This window comes from Erythrobacter sp. HA7-11 (assembly GCF_055693605.1).
Genome location: NZ_JBVFUF010000002.1, coordinates 581718 through 603158, shown reverse-complemented (window position 1 = coordinate 603158; position 21441 = coordinate 581718). Strand labels below are relative to the sequence as shown.

Here is a 21441-nt window from a genome sequence, read left to right as displayed (position 1 = left end):
AGCCTGCACTAAGCCTCTAAGCGGGCGTGCTGTTTGCGTCGACTGATTGGCGGGAGAATGATCCTATGCGCGTTGCCATTGCCGATGATGAAAAGGAACTGCTTGAGCAAGTCGAAGCTGTGATCCTCACTGCCGGGCACGAGGTCGAGACGTTTGGAACTGGCACGGACCTGCAAAGGGCATTGCAACGCGAGACATATGACGTGGTTTTGCTCGACTGGAATATGCCGGGCAAGACCGGCCCCGAGGTCGTCAGCTGGGCTCAGGAAAATCTTGATGTGCCCCCACCCTTTATCGTGATCACGAGCCGGGGCGCGAAGGAAGACATCGTGCACGGGCTTGAAGCTGGGGCGGTCGATTACATCACCAAGCCCGAATCTGATGAGGTTATTCGTGCGCGCGTGGAAGCAGCCGGTCGACGAGCAGACACAGCCAAGCCAGAGACTGAGGCCACATACGGGAAATATAACCTCAATCGGAAAGCCAAGACCATTGAAATAGATGACGAACCAGTTGCGGTTACCTCGATGGAATTTGACCTCATTGACCTGCTCTTCAAGAATTTTGATCGGCCACTGTCTCGAGGTTATTTGCTCTCGAAGGTATGGGGCGGCAACGCAGGACTTGAGACACGCACAGTTGACGTGCATATTTCACGTCTGCGGTCAAAGCTGAAGCTGAACCCAGCCAATGGGTTTGTCATCAGCACCGTGTTTGGCTTCGGCTACCGAATGGATGCCTATAACGATGAGCAAAGCGACGGCTAAAGGTGGGAGAGTTCGCCCCTGCAATCTAAGCGCAGGTGGACGGTCATTTTTATCCATTTTGCTCCTCCCGGCGCTCGTTTCGGGCTGCGCCGTCAGATCTACACCCGAAATCAAGACGAGCGACGGTGCAAAACCGATTCTCGGTTCAATCCACTTGCTGTTGCCTGAAGCCGAACAAAGCCAGCGCCTTGCTATGCACGCAGCATTGACGGACGCTCTGAACGGACGAGGAATTGCTGTTTCAAAAGATGCAGAAACAGTGGGCGAATTTTCAGTCTCAAGCGGCGATGCTCAAGTCGGCGTCTATGTTAGCGAAGCCGGTAAATCGGACCGCGAACCTCGCCCTGTCAGCGAACCCCGGAAATCCCGGTGGCTTGATCTCTGCACTCCGGTTCGCGTGCAGGCCGGATTGGCCGTGTTTGATCGGTCTTCCGGAAAACTGGCGAAGCGCAGCAGCGCTCAAGCTACGGTTTGCGAGGGCGACGAACTGCCGTTCACGGACTTGGCCGCAATTCTGACGGACAATATTCTCACCGACTAAATAGCAGCGGCTGGCCGATTAACAGGCGCGTTCCGCCGGCAATGTGATCGCAAAAGTGGTGCCGATATTGTCCTCGGTGCGAACCGCAATCGTTCCATTATGCTCATCGACCACCTTTTTGACATAGGCGAGGCCTAGGCCGGCACTTGGGCCAGCAGCGGTTTCGCGTGCACCAAACCGGGCAAACGTATTTTCGACACGCTCAGGGGGAAGGCCTGGGCCTTCATCAGAAACTGTGACGACGATGCCGCTATGCTCATCGCGCGACAGGCCCAGAGTGATGCTCTTACCACCGGTCGAGAATTTCAGTGCATTGCCAACCAGATTGTCGATTGCGCGTGAGAACGAATACGGGTCAACCAAGCAAAAAAGAGGATCAGTAGGAATGTCAGCCGCAAGCGATATCGCCTTGCGCTGCGCCAATGGATAAGCCCTGTCGAGGGCTTCGTAGAGCAGCGCAGAAAGATCGGTTTCTTCGGGCTGGATGCCCTCATACTCAAGCCGGGCAATCTGCACGAAATCGTCGGTCAGCTTAAGCGTTCGGCGCGCCTGAGCCTCGATCCGTTCAAGACGTTCGTCGATCGGCATACTATTCGTTGGGAGGCCGACAAGACCTACGATCGCCGCCTGAGGAGAACGCATATCGTGCGAAAGAAATTCGAGCATTTCCCGCCGCTGCGCTTCGGCTTCGCGCATATAGGATATGTCCCGCAAAGTGACGATCTTACCTTGCTCTTCCAATTCTACGCTGGAAGATGCGACCAAAAACACGCGGCTCGTCAACCGTCTGGAGTTCCTGCTTTGTGGCATCTCTGGTGGCTTTGCTCTGCGCGAGTATCTCGGACAACGCGAGCCCGGTCCACGCCGACTCCGTGCCAAACAGGCTCTCCGCCCGCTCATTCATAAGCACCGCTTTGCCTTGTTCATCGAACACCATCATTGGGTCGGGAGAGGCGGACAAAGTTCGGCGCAAGAAGGCCAGTCTTTCGCGCGTAGCCCCGATCAGCCCCCGCACCAAAGAAACCTGCTGGGCGACCATATCAAAGCCTGACTGGTTTTGCGGAACATGCGAGCCTGGGCGCGCCATCAGTTCGCGCGCTTCAGTTTCGAGAAAGCTGCTCACCGCGCTCAATCGTCTCCAACCCCAAAGCGGATAGGCGAGGAGAATACCCAAGATTGCTGGAAAAACTGGCAACCAAGTGCCGTTTATGATCAGTAGACCAGAGATTAGGATCAAGGCAGCGATTAGGACCAATGAGACGCGAAGACCCCATTGCGGGGGCAACTGCCAAAACCCAATAAACAGCAGAATGATTGTGCCAAACATCAATGCACCCGTCCATGTTGGGCTACCTTCACGAATAGTGCGGTCCTGCAACAAGGCACTGATGACGTTGGCCTGGATCTCGACGCCGGTCATGATCCTGCCAGCGTGGTTGGGTACGGCGTAGCGGTCCCCCAAGCCTTGGGCCGTGGCACCTATCAAGACAATTTTGCCTTCTAGAAATTCTCGCGGAACCTGCGCCGACAACAGGTCGACGGCGGAAATGGAGCGGAACGCCCCCGGCCCATGCATCGCGATGATGGGTTCTCCAGACGGTCTTGCATCTTGCGCCGCGTCTGGTTTCGCAAGATCAAAAGCAACACGCGACATGTGCCGGTAGCTCTCGCCTCCAACATTAAGCTTGAGCGCAAAGCGACGGACAATCCCATCACTGTCAGGACGAACTGCGACATGTCCGACATCCTCGGCAGTTTGAGCAAGCTCTGGGATCGGCAACACCGGTGCAAGATCATCGACGCCGCCAGCTTGCGCGGCGAATGTATGCGCCAGCACCACATTTCCCGCTTCCGTGACCGCTTCTGCAAGCGCCCCGTCGCTTTCCGGATCACCGGGATCGACGAACAGAATATCGATCACGATTGTCTGCGGATCGTAGGTCGACAATTGCCGGACCAGCTCTGCATGGCGGGCGCGATCCCAAGGCCAATTGCCAACTGCCGAAAGAGCACGATCATCAATCTCGACCAAAACAATATCTTGAGAAGGCTCTGAAAGGCGCTGTTGCGACACAAGATCGAGGAGGCTGAAATCGACCCTTTCAACCCAGTCCCGCTGCCAAGCGATGAAGACGAGTAGAATCGTCACACCGAGCAGGGTGATCCATTCACCAAAGAGGCGGAAACTCTTCATTGATATTCCGTCTTAGCCCACCCAGACTTATTCGGTTACGGAAAGCTCCTGAGCTGCTGTCCAAACCTTGATGACATCACCTTCATCCACTTCGAAGCTGGCTACACGCCAACGATATTGTCCCGGTTCAAGATTGGAGAGGATTATCGCAGAATCAGTGATCGCGACTTCGTCGACCAGCATTTCGCCGGGCTTGGCAGCATTCCATAGCTGGAAGGCATACACTGCATTACCCGAACCCTGGGCTCTCCAGGCAAACTTGAACGCATCCGCAAACGGAGCCGGTTCTGCGCCTGCTTCAGCGCCCGCGCGCTTGCGGCGGAAAGTGTAAGTGCGCGAAAAGCCTTCCAAGCCGCTTGCCGCAATCGGTCTTGAACGAACGAAATACCGCGCATCCTCGAGCTCGTCGAACACAACAAGAGGTACTGGCGTGGCCTGCTCTGTCACAACCTCGATGAACCCCGCATCGCGCGCCACCGTAGTCCGATAGCCAGATGCACTTTCAACGGGCTTAATCGCAAAATTGACAGTCTCTTCGGTCTGGATGCGCCCTGCGTCCAGAAGTTCCGGAGCAGGGAGCAGCTTTTCCTGCTCTCCAAGCATCTCGCCAGCTGATGCCACGCCGAAACCAGCTGCGGGATTTGTTTCCGAACCGCCAGCGGCGACAGAAACCTGCCCTTCGATTACTTCAGACAGGCTGACATCTGTGTCAGGCTCAAATCCGACGCGGAACTCAGTGCCCCGAACTGCGGTTACCGCCATGGGTGTTCCGACGCGAAAGCGGCCATCACCGCGGATCTTGGGTGCAATAACTTCACCGCGGCCTTTCAGCACGCGTATCTGAACATCGATCTGATTATTGATGAGATAACTCCGTGCATCCACGAGCCGTATCCGCGAATTCGACGGGATCGAAAGCCGGGAATTTCCATCCCCAGCAATTGAAACGAAGCTGTTGGCCAGAGTGGTCACTTCGGCACCCTCCCGCAGAGCCAAACCAACCCTTGGCGCGACATTGCGCTGACCTTGCCGGATAGAGACTGAACCTTTGAAGCTCTGTAAGAGCAGGTCAACGTCGCGATATTTTAGCAGTCGGCGCGGAATTTTGAGCCGCTGTCCAATCGGCATACGGCGAGGATTGGTGATTTTGTTGCGGGTTTGCACTTGTCGAAGCGCCGCTCGGTTCACGAAATAGCGATTGGTGAGACCAATAAGCGTGTCGTTGCGCTTCACTTCATATGTTATTTCGCCTTCTGGAGCGGCGCTCAATGGCAGAGCGAAAGCAGCAATCCAGGACAATACGAGCAATTTGAAAGCGGCAATTCTCATGGCAATCCCCTAGTGCGATGATGATAGCACGGGAAACGCCCGCAAAAAATCAAGACACGTGATTTGCAATGAATTTTTACAATGGCTAGCGCAATGGGCTGCGCGGCAATCCCCAATATGCATCGAGGCCAACCTGTGTTCCAATAGATGCTCGAAGACGGTGGTTGCGGGAGTTGGATTTGAACCAACGACCTTCAGGTTATGAGCCTGACGAGCTACCGGACTGCTCCATCCCGCGGCACCGTTAATTGCGTCTCAGCTATCTGGCCCAGAGACGCCAAAAGGGCCAACCTAAAAAGGCCAGCCCTTTGACTAGTGAATGGGTTTTTCCCGCTATTTGCGCAAGCTGCAATGCCTGGCGGCGACCTACTCTTCCGTGCCTTAAGACACAGTACCATCGGCGCTATCCGGTTTCACGTACCGAGTTCGAGATGGGATCGGGTGGGTCACAGACGCTATGACCACCAAGCAATGAAGCCTGCGCAAAGAGGGGTTTAAATCGATGAACCTTTTGAGGGTTGTAAGGGCGTATCTGGCTTGAGGAATTCTCTTGCCAATCAACGCTGAGCCAAACAGGCTTCTCGTTGACAGTGCAGATTCTACAAGCGCGAACAGAACTATTAGGACCGGTTAGCTACACACATTACTGCGCTTCCACACCCGGCCTATCAACGTCATGGTCTATGACGGTTCGATGATACCTAATCTCAAGGGAGGCTTCCCGCTTAGATGCTTTCAGCGGTTATCCCGTCCATACATAGCTACCCAGCGGCACGCCTGGCGGCATGACTGGTACACCAGAGGTATGTTCACCCCGGTCCTCTCGTACTAGGGGCAACTCCTTTCAAGTATCGACGCCCACGGCAGATAGGGACCAAACTGTCTCGCGACGTTCTGAACCCAGCTCACGTACCACTTTAATTGGCGAACAGCCAAACCCTTGGGACCTGCTCCAGCCCCAGGATGTGATGAGCCGACATCGAGGTGCCAAACACTGCCGTCGATATGAGCTCTTGGGCAGTATCAGCCTGTTATCCCCGGCGTACCTTTTATCCGTTGAGCGATGGCCCTTCCACGAGGGACCACCGGATCACTATGACCGACTTTCGTCTCTGCTCGACCTGTCGGTCTCGCAGTCAGGCATGCTTATGCCATTGCACTCTCGCAGCCGGTTTCCAACCGGCCTGAGCATACCATCGCGCGCCTCCGTTACTCTTTAGGAGGCGACCGCCCCAGTCAAACTACCCGCCATAGAGGGTCCCTGGTCCGGATAACGGACCTAGGTTAGACATCAGAAAACAACAGGGTGGTATTTCACAGGTTGGCTCCACTCGGACTGGCGCCCAAGTTTCAAAGCCTCCCACCTATTCTACACAGTTCTTTCCTAATGCCACTCTAAAGCTGCAGTAAAGGTGCACGGGGTCTTTCCGTCTAACCGCGGGTACTCCGCATCTTCACGGAGAATTCAATTTCGCTGAGCATATCCTGGAGACAGTGGGGAAGTCGTTACGCCATTCGTGCAGGTCGGAACTTACCCGACAAGGAATTTCGCTACCTTAGGACCGTTATAGTTACGGCCGCCGTTTACTTGGGCTTCAATTCGGAGCTTGCACTCCTCCTCTTAACCTTCAAGCACCGGGCAGGCGTCAGACCCTATACGTCGTCTTGAAGCCGACTTAGCAGAGTCCTGTGTTTTTGATAAACAGTCGCTACCCCCTGGCCTGTGCCCCCCGCTAAAAGTTGCCTTCTAACGGGGCCTCCTTCTTCCGAAGGTACGGAGGCAATTTGCCGAGTTCCTTCAGGATACTTCTCTCAAGCGCCTTGGTATACTCTACCTGACCACCTGTGTCGGTTTCGGGTACGGTCTATACGGTGGGGCTATTTCCTGGATCTGCTTGGCAGCCTGCCCAATCCAATAAGGACAAACTACTTCCACAAACCGTCACACACCACCAGGCCCACGAATATTTACGTGGTTCCCATCGACTACCCCCTTCGGGCTCGTCTTAGGGGCCGGCTAACCCTGCTCCGATTAGCGTTGAGCAGGAACCCTTGGTCTTTCGGCGAGAGGGCATCTCACCCTCTTTATCGCTACTCATGTCAGCATTCGCACTTCTGATATCTCCACGGTCGGTTACCCTTCCGCTTCATCAACTTACAGAACGCTCCGCTACCGCTGCAGTAAACTGCAACCCTAAGCTTCGGTGAATACCTTTAGTCCCGTTACATCTTCGCCGCAGGAACCCTTATTTAGACCAGTGAGCTGTTACGCTTTCTTTAAAGGATGGCTGCTTCTAAGCCAACCTCCTGGTTGTTTTGGGATTCCCACATGCTTTCGCACTTAGGTATTACTTGGGGACCTTAGCTGTAGGTTAGGGCTGTTTCCCTTTTGACGACGGACCTTAGCACCCGCCGTCTGTCTGCCAGACTAGACTCAATGGTATTCGGAGTTTGGTTAGGTTTGGTACCGCTCGCGCAGCCCTAGCCCATCCAGTGCTCTACCCCCATTGGCAAAAATCTGACGCTCTACCTCAATAGATTTCGCGGAGAACCAGCTATTTCCCGGCTTGATTGGCCTTTCACCCCTAAACACAAGTCATCCGAGCATTTTTCAACATGCAACGGTTCGGTCCTCCAGTGCGTGTTACCGCACCTTCAACCTGCTCATGCCTAGATCGCCGGGGTTCGGGTCTAATCCAACATACTCAGTCGCCCTATTCAGACTCGCTTTCGCTTCGCCTACACCTAACGGCTTAAGCTTGCATGCTAGATTAAGTCACTGACCCATTATGCAAGAGGTACGCTGTCACCCCCTATGGGGCTCCAACTGCTTGTAAGCATCCGGTTTCAGGTACTGTTTCACTCCCCTAATCGGGGTGCTTTTCACCTTTCCCTCACGGTACTGTGTTCGCTATCGGTCATGTACGAGTATTTAGGCTTGGAGGGTGGTCCCCCCATGTTCAGACAGAATTTCACGTGTTCCGCCCTACTCAAGTCCTTTTCAATCACTTTCGCATACGGGACTGTCACCCACTATGGTCTCACTTTCCAGAGAGTTCTGCTAATTTATGAAAAGGCACTGGCCTGGTCCGCGTTCGCTCGCCACTACTAACGGAATCTCGGTTGATGTCTTTTCCTCCAGGTACTGAGATGTTTCAGTTCCCTGGGTTTGCTTCACCAAAGCTATATATTCACTAAGGTGATACCTTATCCACCTCTTTCAATCTCTCCGAAGAGAAAATGAAAGAAATGGTGAAGGTGGGTTTCCCCATTCGGAAATCGTCGGATCAAAGTTTGCTCACAACTCCCCGACGCTTATCGCAGCGTGCCACGTCCTTCTTCGCCTGTACATGCCAAGGCATCCACCAAATGCTCTTACCTCACGCTTGAGAATCTACACCATCAACGACAAGCCTGCATAAAAGCTCACCATCTTCGCGATAGCGTAGAGAATTATCTCAGCCAGATAATCAATTTGATTGATTTGTGATGCATAGACTTAAATGCTTAAACGGGTCGGCTAGACCCTTCTAAACAATCTATGCGCCACGGCATCGATTTAAAAACCCATTCACAATGTCAAATGATCGGCGGCAAATCCGCCTGACCCGCTAAAGCGCGGGATCTCGTTTCTTTTCAAACAATCGGAATAAAATACCTGGTGGAGCCTATCGGGATCGAACCGATGACCCCCTGCTTGCAAAGCAGGTGCTCTCCCAGCTGAGCTAAGGCCCCTTAAGGTAAATGGTGGGCCTGAGAAGATTTGAACTTCTGACCTCACCCTTATCAGGGGTGCGCTCTAACCAACTGAGCTACAGGCCCACACCTGTCCTTCGCCAGCCTAATAGGCCGCGAGTGGGCGTGAGCCGGCTCAGGATAACAACACCCTGAAGCGTTGTTTCCGATTGATGAAAGGACATGAGGACGACGGCAATGTTCTTTGGAGATCACGAAGCTCTTCCAACGACTAGCGTCGGCGCTTTCGTGAAAATCCTTAGAAAGGAGGTGATCCAGCCGCAGGTTCCCCTACGGCTACCTTGTTACGACTTCACCCCAGTCGCTGATCCCACCGTGGCTAGCTGCCTCCTAAAAGGTTAGCACACTATCTTCGGGTGAAACCAACTCCCATGGTGTGACGGGCGGTGTGTACAAGGCCTGGGAACGTATTCACCGCGGCATGCTGATCCGCGATTACTAGCGATTCCGCCTTCATGCTCTCGAGTTGCAGAGAACAATCCGAACTGAGACGGTTTTTAGAGATTAGCTTGCTCTTGCGAGTTAGCTGCTCACTGTCACCGCCATTGTAGCACGTGTGTAGCCCAGCCTGTAAGGGCCATGAGGACTTGACGTCATCCCCACCTTCCTCCGGCTTATCACCGGCAGTTTCCTTAAAGTGCCCAACTAAATGATGGCAACTAAGGATGAGGGTTGCGCTCGTTGCGGGACTTAACCCAACATCTCACGACACGAGCTGACGACAGCCATGCAGCACCTGTCACTAGGTCCCCGAAGGGAAGGAATCTGTCTCCAGAAACCGTCCTAGGATGTCAAAGGCTGGTAAGGTTCTGCGCGTTGCTTCGAATTAAACCACATGCTCCACCGCTTGTGCAGGCCCCCGTCAATTCCTTTGAGTTTTAATCTTGCGACCGTACTCCCCAGGCGGATAACTTAATGCGTTAGCTGCGCCACCCAAGCTCTATGAGCCCGGACAGCTAGTTATCATCGTTTACGGCGTGGACTACCAGGGTATCTAATCCTGTTTGCTCCCCACGCTTTCGCACCTCAGCGTCAATAATTGTCCAGTAAGTCGCCTTCGCCACTGGTGTTCTTCCGAATATCTACGAATTTCACCTCTACACTCGGAATTCCACTTACCTCTCCAATATTCTAGCCATCCAGTTTCAAGGGCAGTTCCGGAGTTGAGCTCCGGGATTTCACCCCTGACTTGAAAAGCCGCCTACGCGCGCTTTACGCCCAGTAATTCCGAACAACGCTAGCTCCCTCCGTATTACCGCGGCTGCTGGCACGGAGTTAGCCGGAGCTTATTCTCTAGGTACTGTCATTATCATCCCTAGTAAAAGAGCTTTACAACCCTAAGGCCTTCATCACTCACGCGGCATTGCTGGATCAGGCTTTCGCCCATTGTCCAATATTCCCCACTGCTGCCTCCCGTAGGAGTCTGGGCCGTGTCTCAGTCCCAGTGTGGCTGATCATCCTCTCAGACCAGCTATAGATCGTCGACTTGGTAGGCCGTTACCCCACCAACTATCTAATCTAACGCGGGCCCATCTAAAGGCGATAAATCTTTGGTCCGAAGACATTATCCGGTATTAGCTCAAATTTCTCTGAGTTATTCCGAACCTAAAGGCAGGTTCCCACGCGTTACGCACCCGTGCGCCACTAACCCCGAAGGGTTCGTTCGACTTGCATGTGTTAGGCATGCCGCCAGCGTTCGTTCTGAGCCAGGATCAAACTCTCAAGTTTGTGTCACATACTAAGCAAGCACGGAGCGAACTCCGCCAACCTGCTAGGCATGAGCTTCAAGGAGCCGATACCTGCACTGTCAAACGTAATGGATACGAATGAACATGCATCATCACAAACCGCCTGTGGAGGCGATAAGGATGTGGCAATCGGCTTAAGGTTAACCGGTTACCGAGGCCTTGAGGTCCTCGGACCGGGCGCCGTCGCCCACATGTCCCTTCATCATAATCTAACGATGTCAAAGAGCCATCCAACAAGCAAAAGCGGACAACTATCGCTCCCCGATTTTCACCGGGGGACCGGTTGTCCGTATGATGTTGGCGACCGTCGCGATGGAGGCGGTTGAAACCGTCAGCGCCGCGTCGGTGAGAGGGCATATATGGGCGACCTCAGATTCGGTCAACGCCTTTTTGCAATTTTATTTCAAAAGTTGGAAACAACCGCAGATTCCTGCGGATTTGCGCCCTCCCAACAGTGAATGAAATGGGGCTTCTCCCGTACCGTTCAAGGGCGGATTGGCAATTGGACCCCTTTTTGCGTGCGGGATTTTGCAGAATCATCCCGTGATTCCATGCCAAATCTTCACTTTTAAGCGTTATCCGCGCCTGCATGAGCTCAACCATGCCACGATCCGAACCAGATTCGGTCCATGATTCGCCATTAGGCGACGCGGACGGATTTGCCGTACCGCGTACGTTCCGCGGTGAAGTGGCGTTGGGGCACTCAGGTCGCTGCACAGATCATTACCTGGACGTCTACCATTCTTGTGGTGCGCTTGCTCGAGCCGGTACCGATTACGGCCTGTTCGCGATGACGCAGGTCGTGCTGACCGCGCTTGCGATACTCAATGGGCAGAGCTTTGCGACCTCATTGGTGCAGACGAAACACGTCGATAAAAGACGCATAGGCCAGATCTTCGGTCTGCTTCTCGTTTTTAATGGTGCGATGGCGCTGATACAATTTGTGTTCGCCCCCTTTGCCGCAGCCTATTTTGGCGAGCCGCTGGTCGAACAAATGCTTCGGGTGCAAGCTGTCATATTCCTGACGGTGCCTTTCACTGCGCTCCCTTCCGAGTTGCTCGCGCGGCGGCTTGAGTTTCGCAAGCAAGGCCAAGTCAATATGGCGGCCGCCGTCATCGGCGCCGTCGTGGCGTTGGCCCTTGCATGGTTTGGCTGGGGCGTCTGGGCTCTCGTTTACGCGCCGATTGCAATGTTCGCGAGTCGAGCAATCGGATTGTCTGTGGCCGCACGCCTTCTGGTGAAGCCTGTGTTCGACCCGCGCGGCGCCTGGGATCTTGTGACGTTTGGGGGCACACTCACCTTGTGCCAGATATTCTGGATCATCCAAAGCCAGAGCGATATCGTTATCGCCGGGCGCACTATGTCGACCTATAATCTTGGCCTTTACTCAGAAGCCTTATTCCTCACGTTGATCGTCACTGGGCGGTTCCTTCCTCCAATCAATGAGGTCGCCCTCGCCGCTTATTCTGAATTGCATCGCGCGACCAAACCGCTCGGCCCTTACTTTCTGAAAACAGCGCGCATGGTGATGATGGTCACTGCGCCGATCTATGTTGGACTCTCTCTGACGAGTGAGCAGGCCATTCTCACTCTGTTTGGAGATAAGTGGGCCGGGATGATTCCGATCGTAGCAGGCCTCGCATTGGTCATGCCGTTTATGGCCCTACACTTTATTTGTTCGCCAGTGACCAACGCGATGGGAAGAACGCAGGTTTATCTCGCCACCAGCATTGTTGGAGCGATCATCATGCCGCTCGCGTTCTTGTGGGGCGTTAATGGCGGATTTGTTGAAGGGGATGACGGTGCGATAGGATTGGTACACGCCTGGTGGGTCGCGGCGCCGCTGCTTTGCTGCTTCACTTTGGCGATGACATTACCGCGAATTGGGGTATCGCCGCTGGCTCTGGTTAAAGAAGTCGCTCCTGTTGCTCTCGCGTGCGGTGCGATGGCTGGTGTCGTGTTAGTCCTTCAATCAGTCTTTCCGATCAAATCGCCATTGATCGAGCTTGCCTTCAATGCACTCGCTGGCGCGAGTGTATATGCCGCTACGTTCTGGTTCGCTTGGAGGCCACTTGTTCTGGAAACATGGAACCTTCTTCGTAACCGCGACACTGGCTTGGCGCACGCCGAAAATTCGGCCTGACATCTTGTTTGGGATTCTGAAACTCCTCTGATAAGCTCTCGTTGGCGGATTGGTTGAGCTTTTGAAACCGGCATCCCCGGGAGAGGATACGCAAATGCATTATCTCTATTACGGCCCTGCATTGGCGATGGCCGCGATTGGCTTTGGGCAAAGCACTGAGCAGCAATCGATTGCGCCTAGTTTTGCCAATCCCGATGCCGAAATACTGAGCCTTCAAGAAGAACGTCATGATCGCATGACGATCCCGGTCACGATCGGCGGGAGCGGCCCATACAACTTCATGATTGATACGGGCAGCCAGGCAACCGCCGTCAGCCACGAAATCAATAATGCGTTAGGCCTTGAATCTTTGGGAACAGCGACCTTGGTGGGCATGGCGAGCCGCCGTGCGGTGCCTCTGGTTGAACTCGACAGCCTGGAAATGGGCAACAGCACGATCCACAATCTCGCTGCACCTGTACTCTACAGGCATCATGTTGGAGCAGACGGCATCATCGGGCTCGATAGCCTGCAAGATTTCCGTGTGTTGATCGACTTCCGCAAAGATGAGATGCTGGTCGAAGACGTCACCAAAAAGCGCGGCAGCCAACGCGGGTTTGAAATCGTCGTTCGCGCGCGGCACAAGCTAGGTCAGCTTCTCATAACCAACGCAGAAATCGAAGGGGTGACGGCAACCGTCATTATCGACACGGGCGCTCAGGCAAGCCTTGCTAATACTGCCTTGCAGCAACGCATCAGGACCAAGCGCGCGCAAGAGGTCACGACCACCGACGTCAACGGCGTCTCGCTTCAAGGTGAAATGTCCTTCGTTCGTACGCTCGAGATAGAAGGCGTGACCTTGCGCAATGTCCCCATCACTTTTGCTGATACGCCTGCTTTCGAAGCGCTCGGACTTAAAGATCAGCCGGTATTGTCGTTGGGGATGAATCACCTCAAGATGTTCGACCGGGTGGCGATCGACTTCTCGCGTCAGCGCATCCTGTTTGATCTGCCGCGCAGAGTGTCCCGCGATCTCAATCGCAAGTCGTACACTCCACGAACCAAGTGACTTGAATAAAGCTGATTGATTTGCGCGGACTTGCGCGCTGGTCTCCACGCGCCCACATGGGCGAGCACGATGGGCAGCGACTTTTCCTATTCTAAGGCTGACAAGGCGAAGCCTGTCGAGACCGAAGGCTGGCACACATTAAAGCGCTTTCTCCCCTATCTGTGGCCCAAGGACAATCCGGGCCTACGCTGGCGGATCGTCATCGCCATGGTCTTGGTGCTCGCGGCCAAGGGCGTCACCCTCGCCCTTCCCTTTGCCTACAAAGGCGCCGCCGATGAGATGGCTGGACCGGTCAGCGATGGTGCGACTGTCGCGCTGGCATTGGTGGTCGCCTACGCGCTAGGCCGGTTTACCTCACTCCTTTTTGACAATCTACGCAACATCACGTTCGAGCGGGTCGGACAGGCCGCCACGCTCAGCCTTGCCGAAGATGTATTCCACCGCCTCCATCGTCTCTCGCTACGTTTCCACCTCTCCCGCCGCACTGGTGAGGTAACCAAAATCATCGAGCGTGGCACCAAGAGCATCGACATGATGCTCTACTTCCTGCTGTTCAACATTGCTCCGACCGCCATCGAACTGATCGCGGTTGGCGTCATCTTCTACATCAATTTCGGTTGGGAGCTCGTTGCTGCAACCGCCCTCACGGTTGTCACATACATTGCGATCACGCGCTGGATTACCGAATGGCGCACGAAACTTAGGCGCGAGATGAACGATCTCGACGGTCAGGCCTTACATCGCGCTGTCGACTCGCTGCTCAACTTTGAAACGGTGAAATATTTCGGCGCGGAAGATCGAGAAGAGCGTCGCTATAGTCAGGCGGCAAAGGCCTACGCCGAAGCTGCGATAAAGAGCGAAAATTCGCTCGGCATCCTCAATATGACGCAGTCGCTGATCACCAACGCCCTGATGGCAGGTGCGATGGCTTACACCGTGTGGGGTTGGAGCCGCGGACTGCTGACTGTCGGCGACCTCGTGTTCGTGAACACCTATCTGATGCAGCTGTTTCGCCCACTTGACCTGCTTGGCTGGGTCTATCGCACCATCCGCCAGGGATTGGTCGACATGGCTGAGATGTTCCGCCTGATCGACACCGACATGGAAGTGGTCGACGCGCCAGGCGCTCCGGGTTTGGTGGTCAAGCAGCCTCGCCTCGTCTTCGACAATGTGACCTTCGCCTACGAAGAAGAGCGCACCATTTTGCACGGGCTCAGCTTTGAAGTGCCAGCCAGCAACACTGTCGCCATCGTCGGCCCGTCAGGCGCAGGCAAGAGCACGATCGGACGACTCCTGTTCAGGTTTTACGATCCGACTTCAGGCCGGATCCTGATCGATGGCCAAGACATCGCTCAAGTCCAGCAAGCCAGCGTGCGCGAAGCAATCGGCATTGTCCCCCAGGACAGCGTGCTGTTCAACGATACGCTTCACTACAACATTGCTTATGGCGCGGCAGATGCCGATGAAGAAACGATCCGAAAGGCTGCGCAAGATGCTGCTCTGATGCCGCTGATCCAAAGCCTGCCGGACGGGTTCGATACAATGGTCGGCGAGCGCGGGCTCAAGCTGTCAGGCGGCGAGAAACAGCGCGTTGCCATTGCTCGCACTCTGGTCAAGAACCCGCCGATATTGCTACTCGACGAAGCAACAAGCGCGCTCGACACGCGCACTGAGCAGGAAATTCTCGGCACGCTGCGCCGGATCTCGGCCGGACGCACGACCATCGCCATTGCGCACCGCCTTTCAACCATCGCCGATGCCGATCAGATCATCGTGCTCGAAAAAGGCCGCCTCGCTGAACAAGGGACGCACAGCGCACTGCTCAGCAAAGACGGCCTTTATGCCGAAATGTGGGCCCGCCAGGCGAGCGAAGCGCCCGGCGAGACAGAAACGGTTGTTTAGTTACTCTCCGGCGGCGCCGGCGTTCTCACTCGTTCCAGAATCAGCTTTCCGAAGATCGCTGGCGGCCAGATCGAGATCGTCGAACGCAATGACTTCAACTTCGCCGCGCAGTTCCTCGAGCTCGCTCAGGAATTCTGAAGCCTTGCCAACTACGACGAGTGACGTGCGTTCTTCGGTCAGATACTTGTCCGCGATTGCCGCCGCTTCTTCTGCGCTGACATCCGACAGGCGATCGGCGATCGCGAAGGCTTCCGCCGGTTCGATACCTTGCAGCATCAGGCTTGCAACCTGACCGTTGAACCCGCCGCTGGTCTCAAGGCTGCGGGCGATTGCCCCGCCAAGGAAGAGACGACGCTTTTCGATTTCCTCTTCGGTTGCTGGTTGCTCGGACAGTTTTTCGAACTCGTCGAAGAACACCGTAGCCACTTCATCGACCGTGCTGTGGTCAGTCTGAGCCTGAGCGCGCCAGACTGATGCATCAGCAGCCTGGCCGTGCTGGGAATATGCACCGTAAGCGAGCGCGCGCTTCGTCCGCACCTCTTCGAACAGGCGTCCGTTTGACCCGGAGCCAAGCACTGTGTTTGCGAGCCAAACGGGATAGAAATCCTCATCCTTGCGCGAGATGCCGCGAACTCCGGCGATGACAACCGACTGACCTGCATCCTCCATATCAATCACCAGTGTGCGAGGCTGCGTGCCATTGCCAGCCGGGTTTGAAACGGGAGCAGGCGGCGCACTGTCGCTGGTCCAGTCACCGAACAATCCGCTGGCGAGGCTCTCGGCTTCTTCAGAGCTGATACCGCCACTCACAACGATCTTTGCCGCTGCCGGATGCCAATAGGTCTCACGATGAGCGGCCAGATCTTCGCGAGTGATCTTCGGAATGCTGGTCTCGGTTGAAACGCGGCCATAGGGCGCATCGCCATACATCACGCGGGTCGCAACGAGGCCTGCAAGCGAGCCAGGATCTTTATAGACCGCGGTGATGCCGTCGAGCGCGCGTTTGCGTTCGCGCTCAAGCTCATCAGCCGGGTAGCTTGCGTTCTGAATGATATCGACGAGGACTTCACCCGCCTCGGCAAGGTTCACCTTTGGCGCAGTCAGGCTGACAAATGTCCCGTCAAGACCACTGGTGAAACCTACATTTGCACCGAGCGATTCGAGCGTAGCTGCAATTTCGGGCGCGCTGCGCGTCGCCGTGCCTTTGTCAGCCAAGGTCGCCGCGAAACCAGCAACCCCTGCTTTTCCGGCTGGATCGCTCGCATTCCCGCCTGGGAACACCACAGTGATAGTCGCAATCGGCACATTGCTTGTCTGTGTGCTGACGAGCGGAATGCCATTGGCGAGCTCGGTGTCAACGAAGGCAGACCGGACAACTTCTGGTTTTTCACCCGGAGGCGGTGGTACCATCCGCTCACCCTCGGGCAGCAGCTCAAGTGGCTCCCCGGTAGCAGGCGGGACGGTGCTGTAAGCGGGGCGAGGAACCGGATTTGCATAGCTGCTCGGATCGTCCTCGCCGGCTGTGTAGGTCATCGCAACCTTGGCGTTTGGGTTCAGCCACTTTGCAGCGACGCGTTGAATATCCTCAACCGTAACGGCTGCAATCCGCTCAAGCCGCAAGTCCGCCGCATCAGGATTGCCGGTCGAAACCAATGCTTCGCCCAGTTCAAAGGCTCGTACCGCGGACAGTCTGACGCTGAGAAAGCGCGCTCGCAAAAATCTCGTTTTTCGCTTCGCGCAGCTCGGCTTCGGTGACCGGTTCTGCCCGCACACGCTCCAACTCCGCGTTAAGGATTGTGCGCGCTTCATCTGGCTGGGCCACAGGACTCAACACGGCGAAGTTGGCAATGAAACCGCCATCCATCGTCATCGAATCGAAGTGCGTTGCCTGAACAGCTTTGCCTGTACGAACCAGTGCTTTGTGCAAGCGACTATTATCACCGCGCGCGAGGATTGCTGTAAGCAATTCAATCGCGGCAGCATCTTCATCCATAACCGATGGCGCTTTCCAAATACCGCCCACCAAAGGCAGCGGCACATTGGGCGCGGTCGCATTGACTTCTCGCGGTTCAGTTCGGACAGGCTCTTCACCTTCGATTTCAAGGCTGATCGGGATTGCCCGCGGTTCAATGTCAGCGAAGTACTGATCGACCAGCGAACGCAGCTCCTCTATCTCGAAGTTGCCGGCCACGATCAGCGTCGCGGTATCGGGGCCATAATAGGCCTGGTGGAACGCGCGTGCGTCATCCAGCGTAGCCGAATCCAAATCCTCGATCGATCCGATACCCGGACGCCGCATCGGCAGCACATCGTATGCGTTTTCGGGGATCACGAAGCGCTGCAAGCGGCCATAGGGCGGCGCGAGCACGCGGGTCCGAAGTTCCTCCTTCACCACATTGCGCTCGTTCTCGAACACCTCGGCATCGACAACCGGGAAAGCCATCCGTTCGCGGTGAGTCCACAGCATTGTCTCGAGATATTGGGCAGGCACCGTCTCGAAGTAGTTGGTACGGTCGATCCAGTTCGAGGCATTGCGCTGACCGCCGACATCCTCGGTCAGCTTGTTGATCAGATTATAGGGCATGTTGACCGTCTTGCGGCTCAAGATGTGCTCGAACAAATGGCTGAAACCTGACCGGCCTTCGGGGTCGTGCTTTGACCCGACCTTGTACCACAGCGAGGTAGTAACGTTGGCTGTCGAATCATCAGGCAGCGCGATGACTGTAAGCCCGTTGTCGAGGGTCCAGCTGGTGTATTCTATCTTGGGTGCTGACAGCGTCGGAGCGCCGTCCGTATCGGCGTGATCATCCGCCATTGCAGGTGTCGCGAAAACCATAGCGGCAGCGGCAGCGCCAGCGAGCATTTTGTATTTCATCATGAACCAGTCCCCAATTGGATTTCAATTGCTTGCACTAAAGCGCGGGCGGGCGCCGATCTCAAGTTTGAAAGGGTGCGCGGGGACGAATGCCCTATACTTTTCGACGAGCGTTGTCCGATAAGTCCTTGAGGATTTGCAGCGCTTCTCCGCGATGATCCCACGGCACGAAAAGGTGATCGTGATGAAACGCGGCGATGACATTGCAGGCAATTCCAGCATTTGCGAGCGCTGACGAAACCGCCGCGGTCAGACCGACACCTTCAAGGTCGGAATGGACTTGTAGGGTCATGCGGGAGAATTTCGGCTGGCTATCGCCTTCGTCCGCAGGCCGGACAAAGGTTTTGCCCTCGTCTTCAACGATTATCGCGAAGGGAGACTGGAATTCGGGCTCGCCGGAAGAGCTCGCAAACACATACGCCTGATCATCCAGCACCGGGTCCATCCCCGCCAGCATATCAGCAAGCGCGCTGACGGGCTGATCAGTCATTATAAGATATACTTCGACAGGTCGCTGTCGCTCGCAAGCTCGTCCAGCCGTTTGCGTACATAGCCAGCGTCAATCGTGATGGTTTCGCCTTTGTGCTCTTCCGCTTCGAAGCTGATTTCCTCGAGCAACTTTTCCATCACCGTCTGAAGACGTCGCGCGCCGATATTTTCGACGCTTTCGTTCACTTGCGCGGCAATCTTCGCAACCTCCGCAACAGCATCGTCGTTGAAATCTAGCGTCACATCTTCGGTGCCGATCAGGGCCCGATATTGCTCGACCAGGTTTGCCTTGGTCTCGCCGAGGATGCGTACGAAGTCCTCTTCTGTGAGCGCGCGCAATTCGACCCGGATCGGCAGGCGGCCCTGCAATTCGGGAAGCATGTCTGAAGGCTTAGCGACATGAAATGCGCCGCTTGCGATAAACAGCACATGGTCGGTCTTCATCGGACCATATTTAGTCGCAACCGTCGTGCCTTCGATCAGCGGCAGCAGATCGCGCTGCACGCCTTCGCGGCTGACAGAGCCTCCGCGCACATCGCTGACTGCGATTTTGTCGATCTCGTCGAGGAATACGATGCCGTTGGTCTCGGCATTGCGCAGAGCGGTTTGCGCAACATCATCATCGTCGAGCCGCTTGTCCGCCTCTTCATCAACCAATTTGTCCCACGCCTCTGGCACCCGCATCTTGCGACGCTTGGTCGGCGTTTTGCCGAAGGCTTTCCCCATCATGTCGGAAAGGTCGATCATGCCGACATTTCCGCCCATATTGCCCATGTCGAACGGCATGTTGGGCGCTTCGGTCACGTCGATTTCGACTTCAACCTCGTTCATCGCGTCCTGCACGATTCGCTGGCGAAAGCTTTCGCGGGTTGCTTCGGATGCATTGTCGCCAACCAGAGCGGTAAGCAAACGCTCCATCGCTGCATCGCTTGCCGCCTCGCGCACAGCTTCACGCCGACGCTCTTTTTCCAGCCGGATCGCTTCCTCGGCAAGGTCGCGAGCAATCTGTTCGACGTCGCGCCCGACATAGCCGACCTCGGTAAACTTGGTCGCTTCTATCTTCACGAATGGCGCCTCGGCGAGCTTGGCAAGCCGTCGGCTGATCTCAGTCTTACCGCAGCCGGTGGGACCGATCATAAGGATATTCTTGGGCGTCACCTCATCGCGCAAATCCGCGTTCAAGCGCTGACGCCGCCAACGATTGCGTAGCGCCACGGCGACCGCGCGCTTCGCATCTTTCTGGCCGATGATATGTTCATCCAATGCGGCGACGATCGCCTTGGGTGTCAAATTGTCCATGAATTCTCTCAGTCCCAGCAAACCTAAACGGTTTCGAGGGTCACATTGCCATTGGTGAAAACGCAGATCTCGGCCGCGACGGCCATCGCTTTGGTCGCGATTCTCTCCGGATCTTCTTCATATTCGGCGATCGCGCGCGCCGCAGCGAGAGCGTAATTGCCGCCCGAGCCAATCGCCGCAATCCCGCCCTCTGGCTCCAGCACATCGCCATTGCCGGTCAGCACCAACAGGCTTTCGCTGTCGGCAACGATCATCAGCGCTTCGAGATTGCGGAGGTATTTATCGGTGCGCCAATCCTTGGCGAGCTCAACCGCGGCGCGCAGCAATTGCCCTGAATATTGCTCAAGCTTTTTCTCCAACCGCTCGAACAAAGTGAATGCATCGGCAGTTGCCCCAGCAAATCCGGCGACAACCTTGCCGCCTTCGCCGATCCGGCGAACCTTGCGGGCATTGGGCTTCATCACGGTGTTGCCCATCGAGACTTGCCCGTCGCCAGCGACAACGATCTTGTCGCCCCGCTTTACGCCAACGATGGTGGTGCCATGCCACTGGGTTAGGCCGTGGCTAGCCGTATCATTGTTCATGCGGCGCAATATGGGCCCTGAACTGAAGCAATCAAGCAACCTCGTTTACTGGCCAGGAGCAGGGCCACCTGAACCTACAGTGCCGATATTGCCGAACAGATCTTCTAGGAAGCCGCGCTCGCGACCCAAGGTCGGTGTTTTATCGCCATCAGGAGAGAGATAAACCACGTCCTCAACGCCCGAGCTGTCGACTGACGCAACATTGCCAGCTGCGTCAAATTTCACAGCCAAAACCGAGTGCGTTTGGATACGCGGACGCACCAGCGGCCTGCGCCCTGTTACACTAGAGACATAGTACCAAGTCGGCTCGCCATATTGGCTGGTAAAACTGGGGCGGTCGAGCGTGCCTTCAACCGAGCGCTGATTATCAATACCCGGCTGGATCGATTGCAGCAGAGTGTTGTCGACAACGTAGCCGCGCGATTCGCGGATTGACGAGCACCCAGACAGCGCAAGGCCAGCGCCTGCAATCAAAGCCAGCGTCTTGATCCTGCGCGCCACCTGCGCTCCACCTTCGATCCGTATCATTACTGTCTACAATCCTTCGTTCGCATTCGCGGCAGCACGTCTTGCTATTGCCCGACGAACGCCGCGTCCTATATCGCGTGGAACAAGGCTTTACGGCCCTCGTTCATACGTTGCAACGCTGCTGCGTCAGGGAGCTGGGGTGAAACGGTTGAATTCTCGCTGAATGCATCAAGCGGTCCGCAAAATTCGTAGTTCACCCATCGCGGCATTCCGTACCGCGCCATCGAAAGGTTATCGA

Annotated in this window: 14 protein-coding genes, 3 tRNA genes and 3 rRNA genes; 5 read left to right on the top strand and 15 right to left on the bottom strand. The window is 55.6% G+C overall.

All coding sequences use genetic code 11. The features are described from left to right. Positions 1–65: 65 nt before the first annotated feature. Both ACZ1GU_RS03190 and ACZ1GU_RS03185 read left to right on the top strand, forming a co-directional pair. Positions 66–767: a response regulator transcription factor gene (locus ACZ1GU_RS03190; protein ID WP_472646666.1), complete on the top strand. Its 702-nt coding sequence runs from the start codon at positions 66–68 to the stop codon at positions 765–767. 259 nt (positions 768–1026) lie between these two features. Next, a complete protein-coding gene (locus tag ACZ1GU_RS03185; protein WP_472646665.1) occupies positions 1027–1308 on the top strand; it encodes a hypothetical protein in 282 nt (93 codons plus the stop codon). Positions 1309–1326: 18 nt separating this feature from the next. On the opposite strand, the gene ACZ1GU_RS03180 is transcribed toward ACZ1GU_RS03185, so the two are convergent. From ACZ1GU_RS03180 to ACZ1GU_RS03140, 9 genes are all read right to left on the bottom strand, one after another. Beyond that, positions 1327–2073: a sensor histidine kinase gene (locus ACZ1GU_RS03180; protein WP_472646664.1), complete on the bottom strand. Its 747-nt coding sequence runs from the start codon at positions 2071–2073 to the stop codon at positions 1327–1329. Beyond that, positions 2033–3502: a CHASE2 domain-containing protein gene (locus tag ACZ1GU_RS03175; protein WP_472646663.1), complete on the bottom strand. Its 1470-nt coding sequence runs from the start codon at positions 3500–3502 to the stop codon at positions 2033–2035. Before ACZ1GU_RS03175 ends, ACZ1GU_RS03180 begins: the two co-directional genes overlap by 41 nt. Positions 3503–3529: 27 nt before the next feature. Beyond that, positions 3530–4831 (bottom strand): FecR domain-containing protein, encoded by a 1302-nt coding sequence (locus tag ACZ1GU_RS03170; RefSeq protein ID WP_472646662.1) that lies wholly within the window; start codon positions 4829–4831, stop codon positions 3530–3532. A gap of 161 nt (positions 4832–4992) precedes the next feature. Further along, positions 4993–5069 (bottom strand) — tRNA-Met (locus tag ACZ1GU_RS03165). Positions 5070–5184: 115 nt separating this feature from the next. After that, positions 5185–5300 (bottom strand): 5S ribosomal RNA (gene rrf / locus ACZ1GU_RS03160). A gap of 131 nt (positions 5301–5431) precedes the next feature. After that, a 23S ribosomal RNA gene (locus ACZ1GU_RS03155) occupies positions 5432–8220 on the bottom strand. Between the two features lie 270 nt (positions 8221–8490). After that, positions 8491–8566 (bottom strand) — tRNA-Ala (locus ACZ1GU_RS03150). A gap of 10 nt (positions 8567–8576) precedes the next feature. Continuing rightward, a tRNA-Ile gene (locus ACZ1GU_RS03145) sits at positions 8577–8653 on the bottom strand. A 176-nt stretch (positions 8654–8829) separates the two neighbouring features. Then, positions 8830–10315 (bottom strand): 16S ribosomal RNA (locus ACZ1GU_RS03140). The 16S, 23S and 5S rRNA genes sit together here with 3 tRNA genes alongside, the layout of an rRNA operon. Positions 10316–10936: 621 nt before the next feature. Between ACZ1GU_RS03140 and ACZ1GU_RS03135 the strand changes: the two genes are divergently transcribed. From ACZ1GU_RS03135 to ACZ1GU_RS03125, 3 genes are all read left to right on the top strand, one after another. After that, positions 10937–12478 carry a lipopolysaccharide biosynthesis protein gene (locus tag ACZ1GU_RS03135; protein ID WP_472646661.1) on the top strand — a complete coding sequence of 514 codons (1542 nt, stop codon included), beginning with the start codon at positions 10937–10939 and terminating at the stop codon, positions 12476–12478. A 94-nt stretch (positions 12479–12572) separates the two neighbouring features. Then, complete coding sequence (locus ACZ1GU_RS03130; RefSeq protein WP_472646660.1) at positions 12573–13526, top strand: retropepsin-like aspartic protease; 954 nt, start codon at positions 12573–12575, stop codon at positions 13524–13526. Positions 13527–13595: 69 nt separating this feature from the next. Then, on the top strand, positions 13596–15428 hold the full coding sequence (locus tag ACZ1GU_RS03125; RefSeq protein WP_472646659.1) for an ABCB family ABC transporter ATP-binding protein/permease: 1833 nt from the start codon (positions 13596–13598) through the stop codon (positions 15426–15428). Here ACZ1GU_RS03125 and ACZ1GU_RS03120 read toward each other — a convergent pair whose 3' ends face one another. The 6 genes from ACZ1GU_RS03120 to ACZ1GU_RS03095 all read right to left on the bottom strand — a co-directional run bounded on the left by ACZ1GU_RS03120 (position 15429) and on the right by ACZ1GU_RS03095 (position 21203). Further along, complete coding sequence (locus ACZ1GU_RS03120; protein WP_472646658.1) at positions 15429–17144, bottom strand: M16 family metallopeptidase; 1716 nt, start codon at positions 17142–17144, stop codon at positions 15429–15431. Beyond that, complete coding sequence (locus ACZ1GU_RS03115) at positions 17095–18306, bottom strand: M16 family metallopeptidase (protein WP_472646657.1); 1212 nt, start codon at positions 18304–18306, stop codon at positions 17095–17097. The genes ACZ1GU_RS03120 and ACZ1GU_RS03115 overlap by 50 nt, the downstream gene beginning before the upstream one ends. 91 nt (positions 18307–18397) lie before the next feature. Then, a complete protein-coding gene (locus ACZ1GU_RS03110; RefSeq protein ID WP_472646656.1) occupies positions 18398–18793 on the bottom strand; it encodes an ACT domain-containing protein in 396 nt (131 codons plus the stop codon). After that, complete coding sequence (gene hslU, locus ACZ1GU_RS03105; RefSeq protein WP_472646655.1) at positions 18793–20091, bottom strand: ATP-dependent protease ATPase subunit HslU; 1299 nt, start codon at positions 20089–20091, stop codon at positions 18793–18795. The genes ACZ1GU_RS03110 and hslU overlap by 1 nt, the downstream gene beginning before the upstream one ends. Before the next feature lie 23 nt (positions 20092–20114). After that, on the bottom strand, positions 20115–20675 hold the full coding sequence (gene hslV / locus ACZ1GU_RS03100; RefSeq protein WP_472646654.1) for an ATP-dependent protease subunit HslV: 561 nt from the start codon (positions 20673–20675) through the stop codon (positions 20115–20117). Positions 20676–20720: 45 nt separating this feature from the next. Next, positions 20721–21203, bottom strand: coding sequence for an outer membrane protein assembly factor BamE (locus tag ACZ1GU_RS03095; protein WP_472646653.1), 483 nt, complete (start codon positions 21201–21203; stop codon positions 20721–20723). Positions 21204–21441 lie beyond the last annotated feature (238 nt).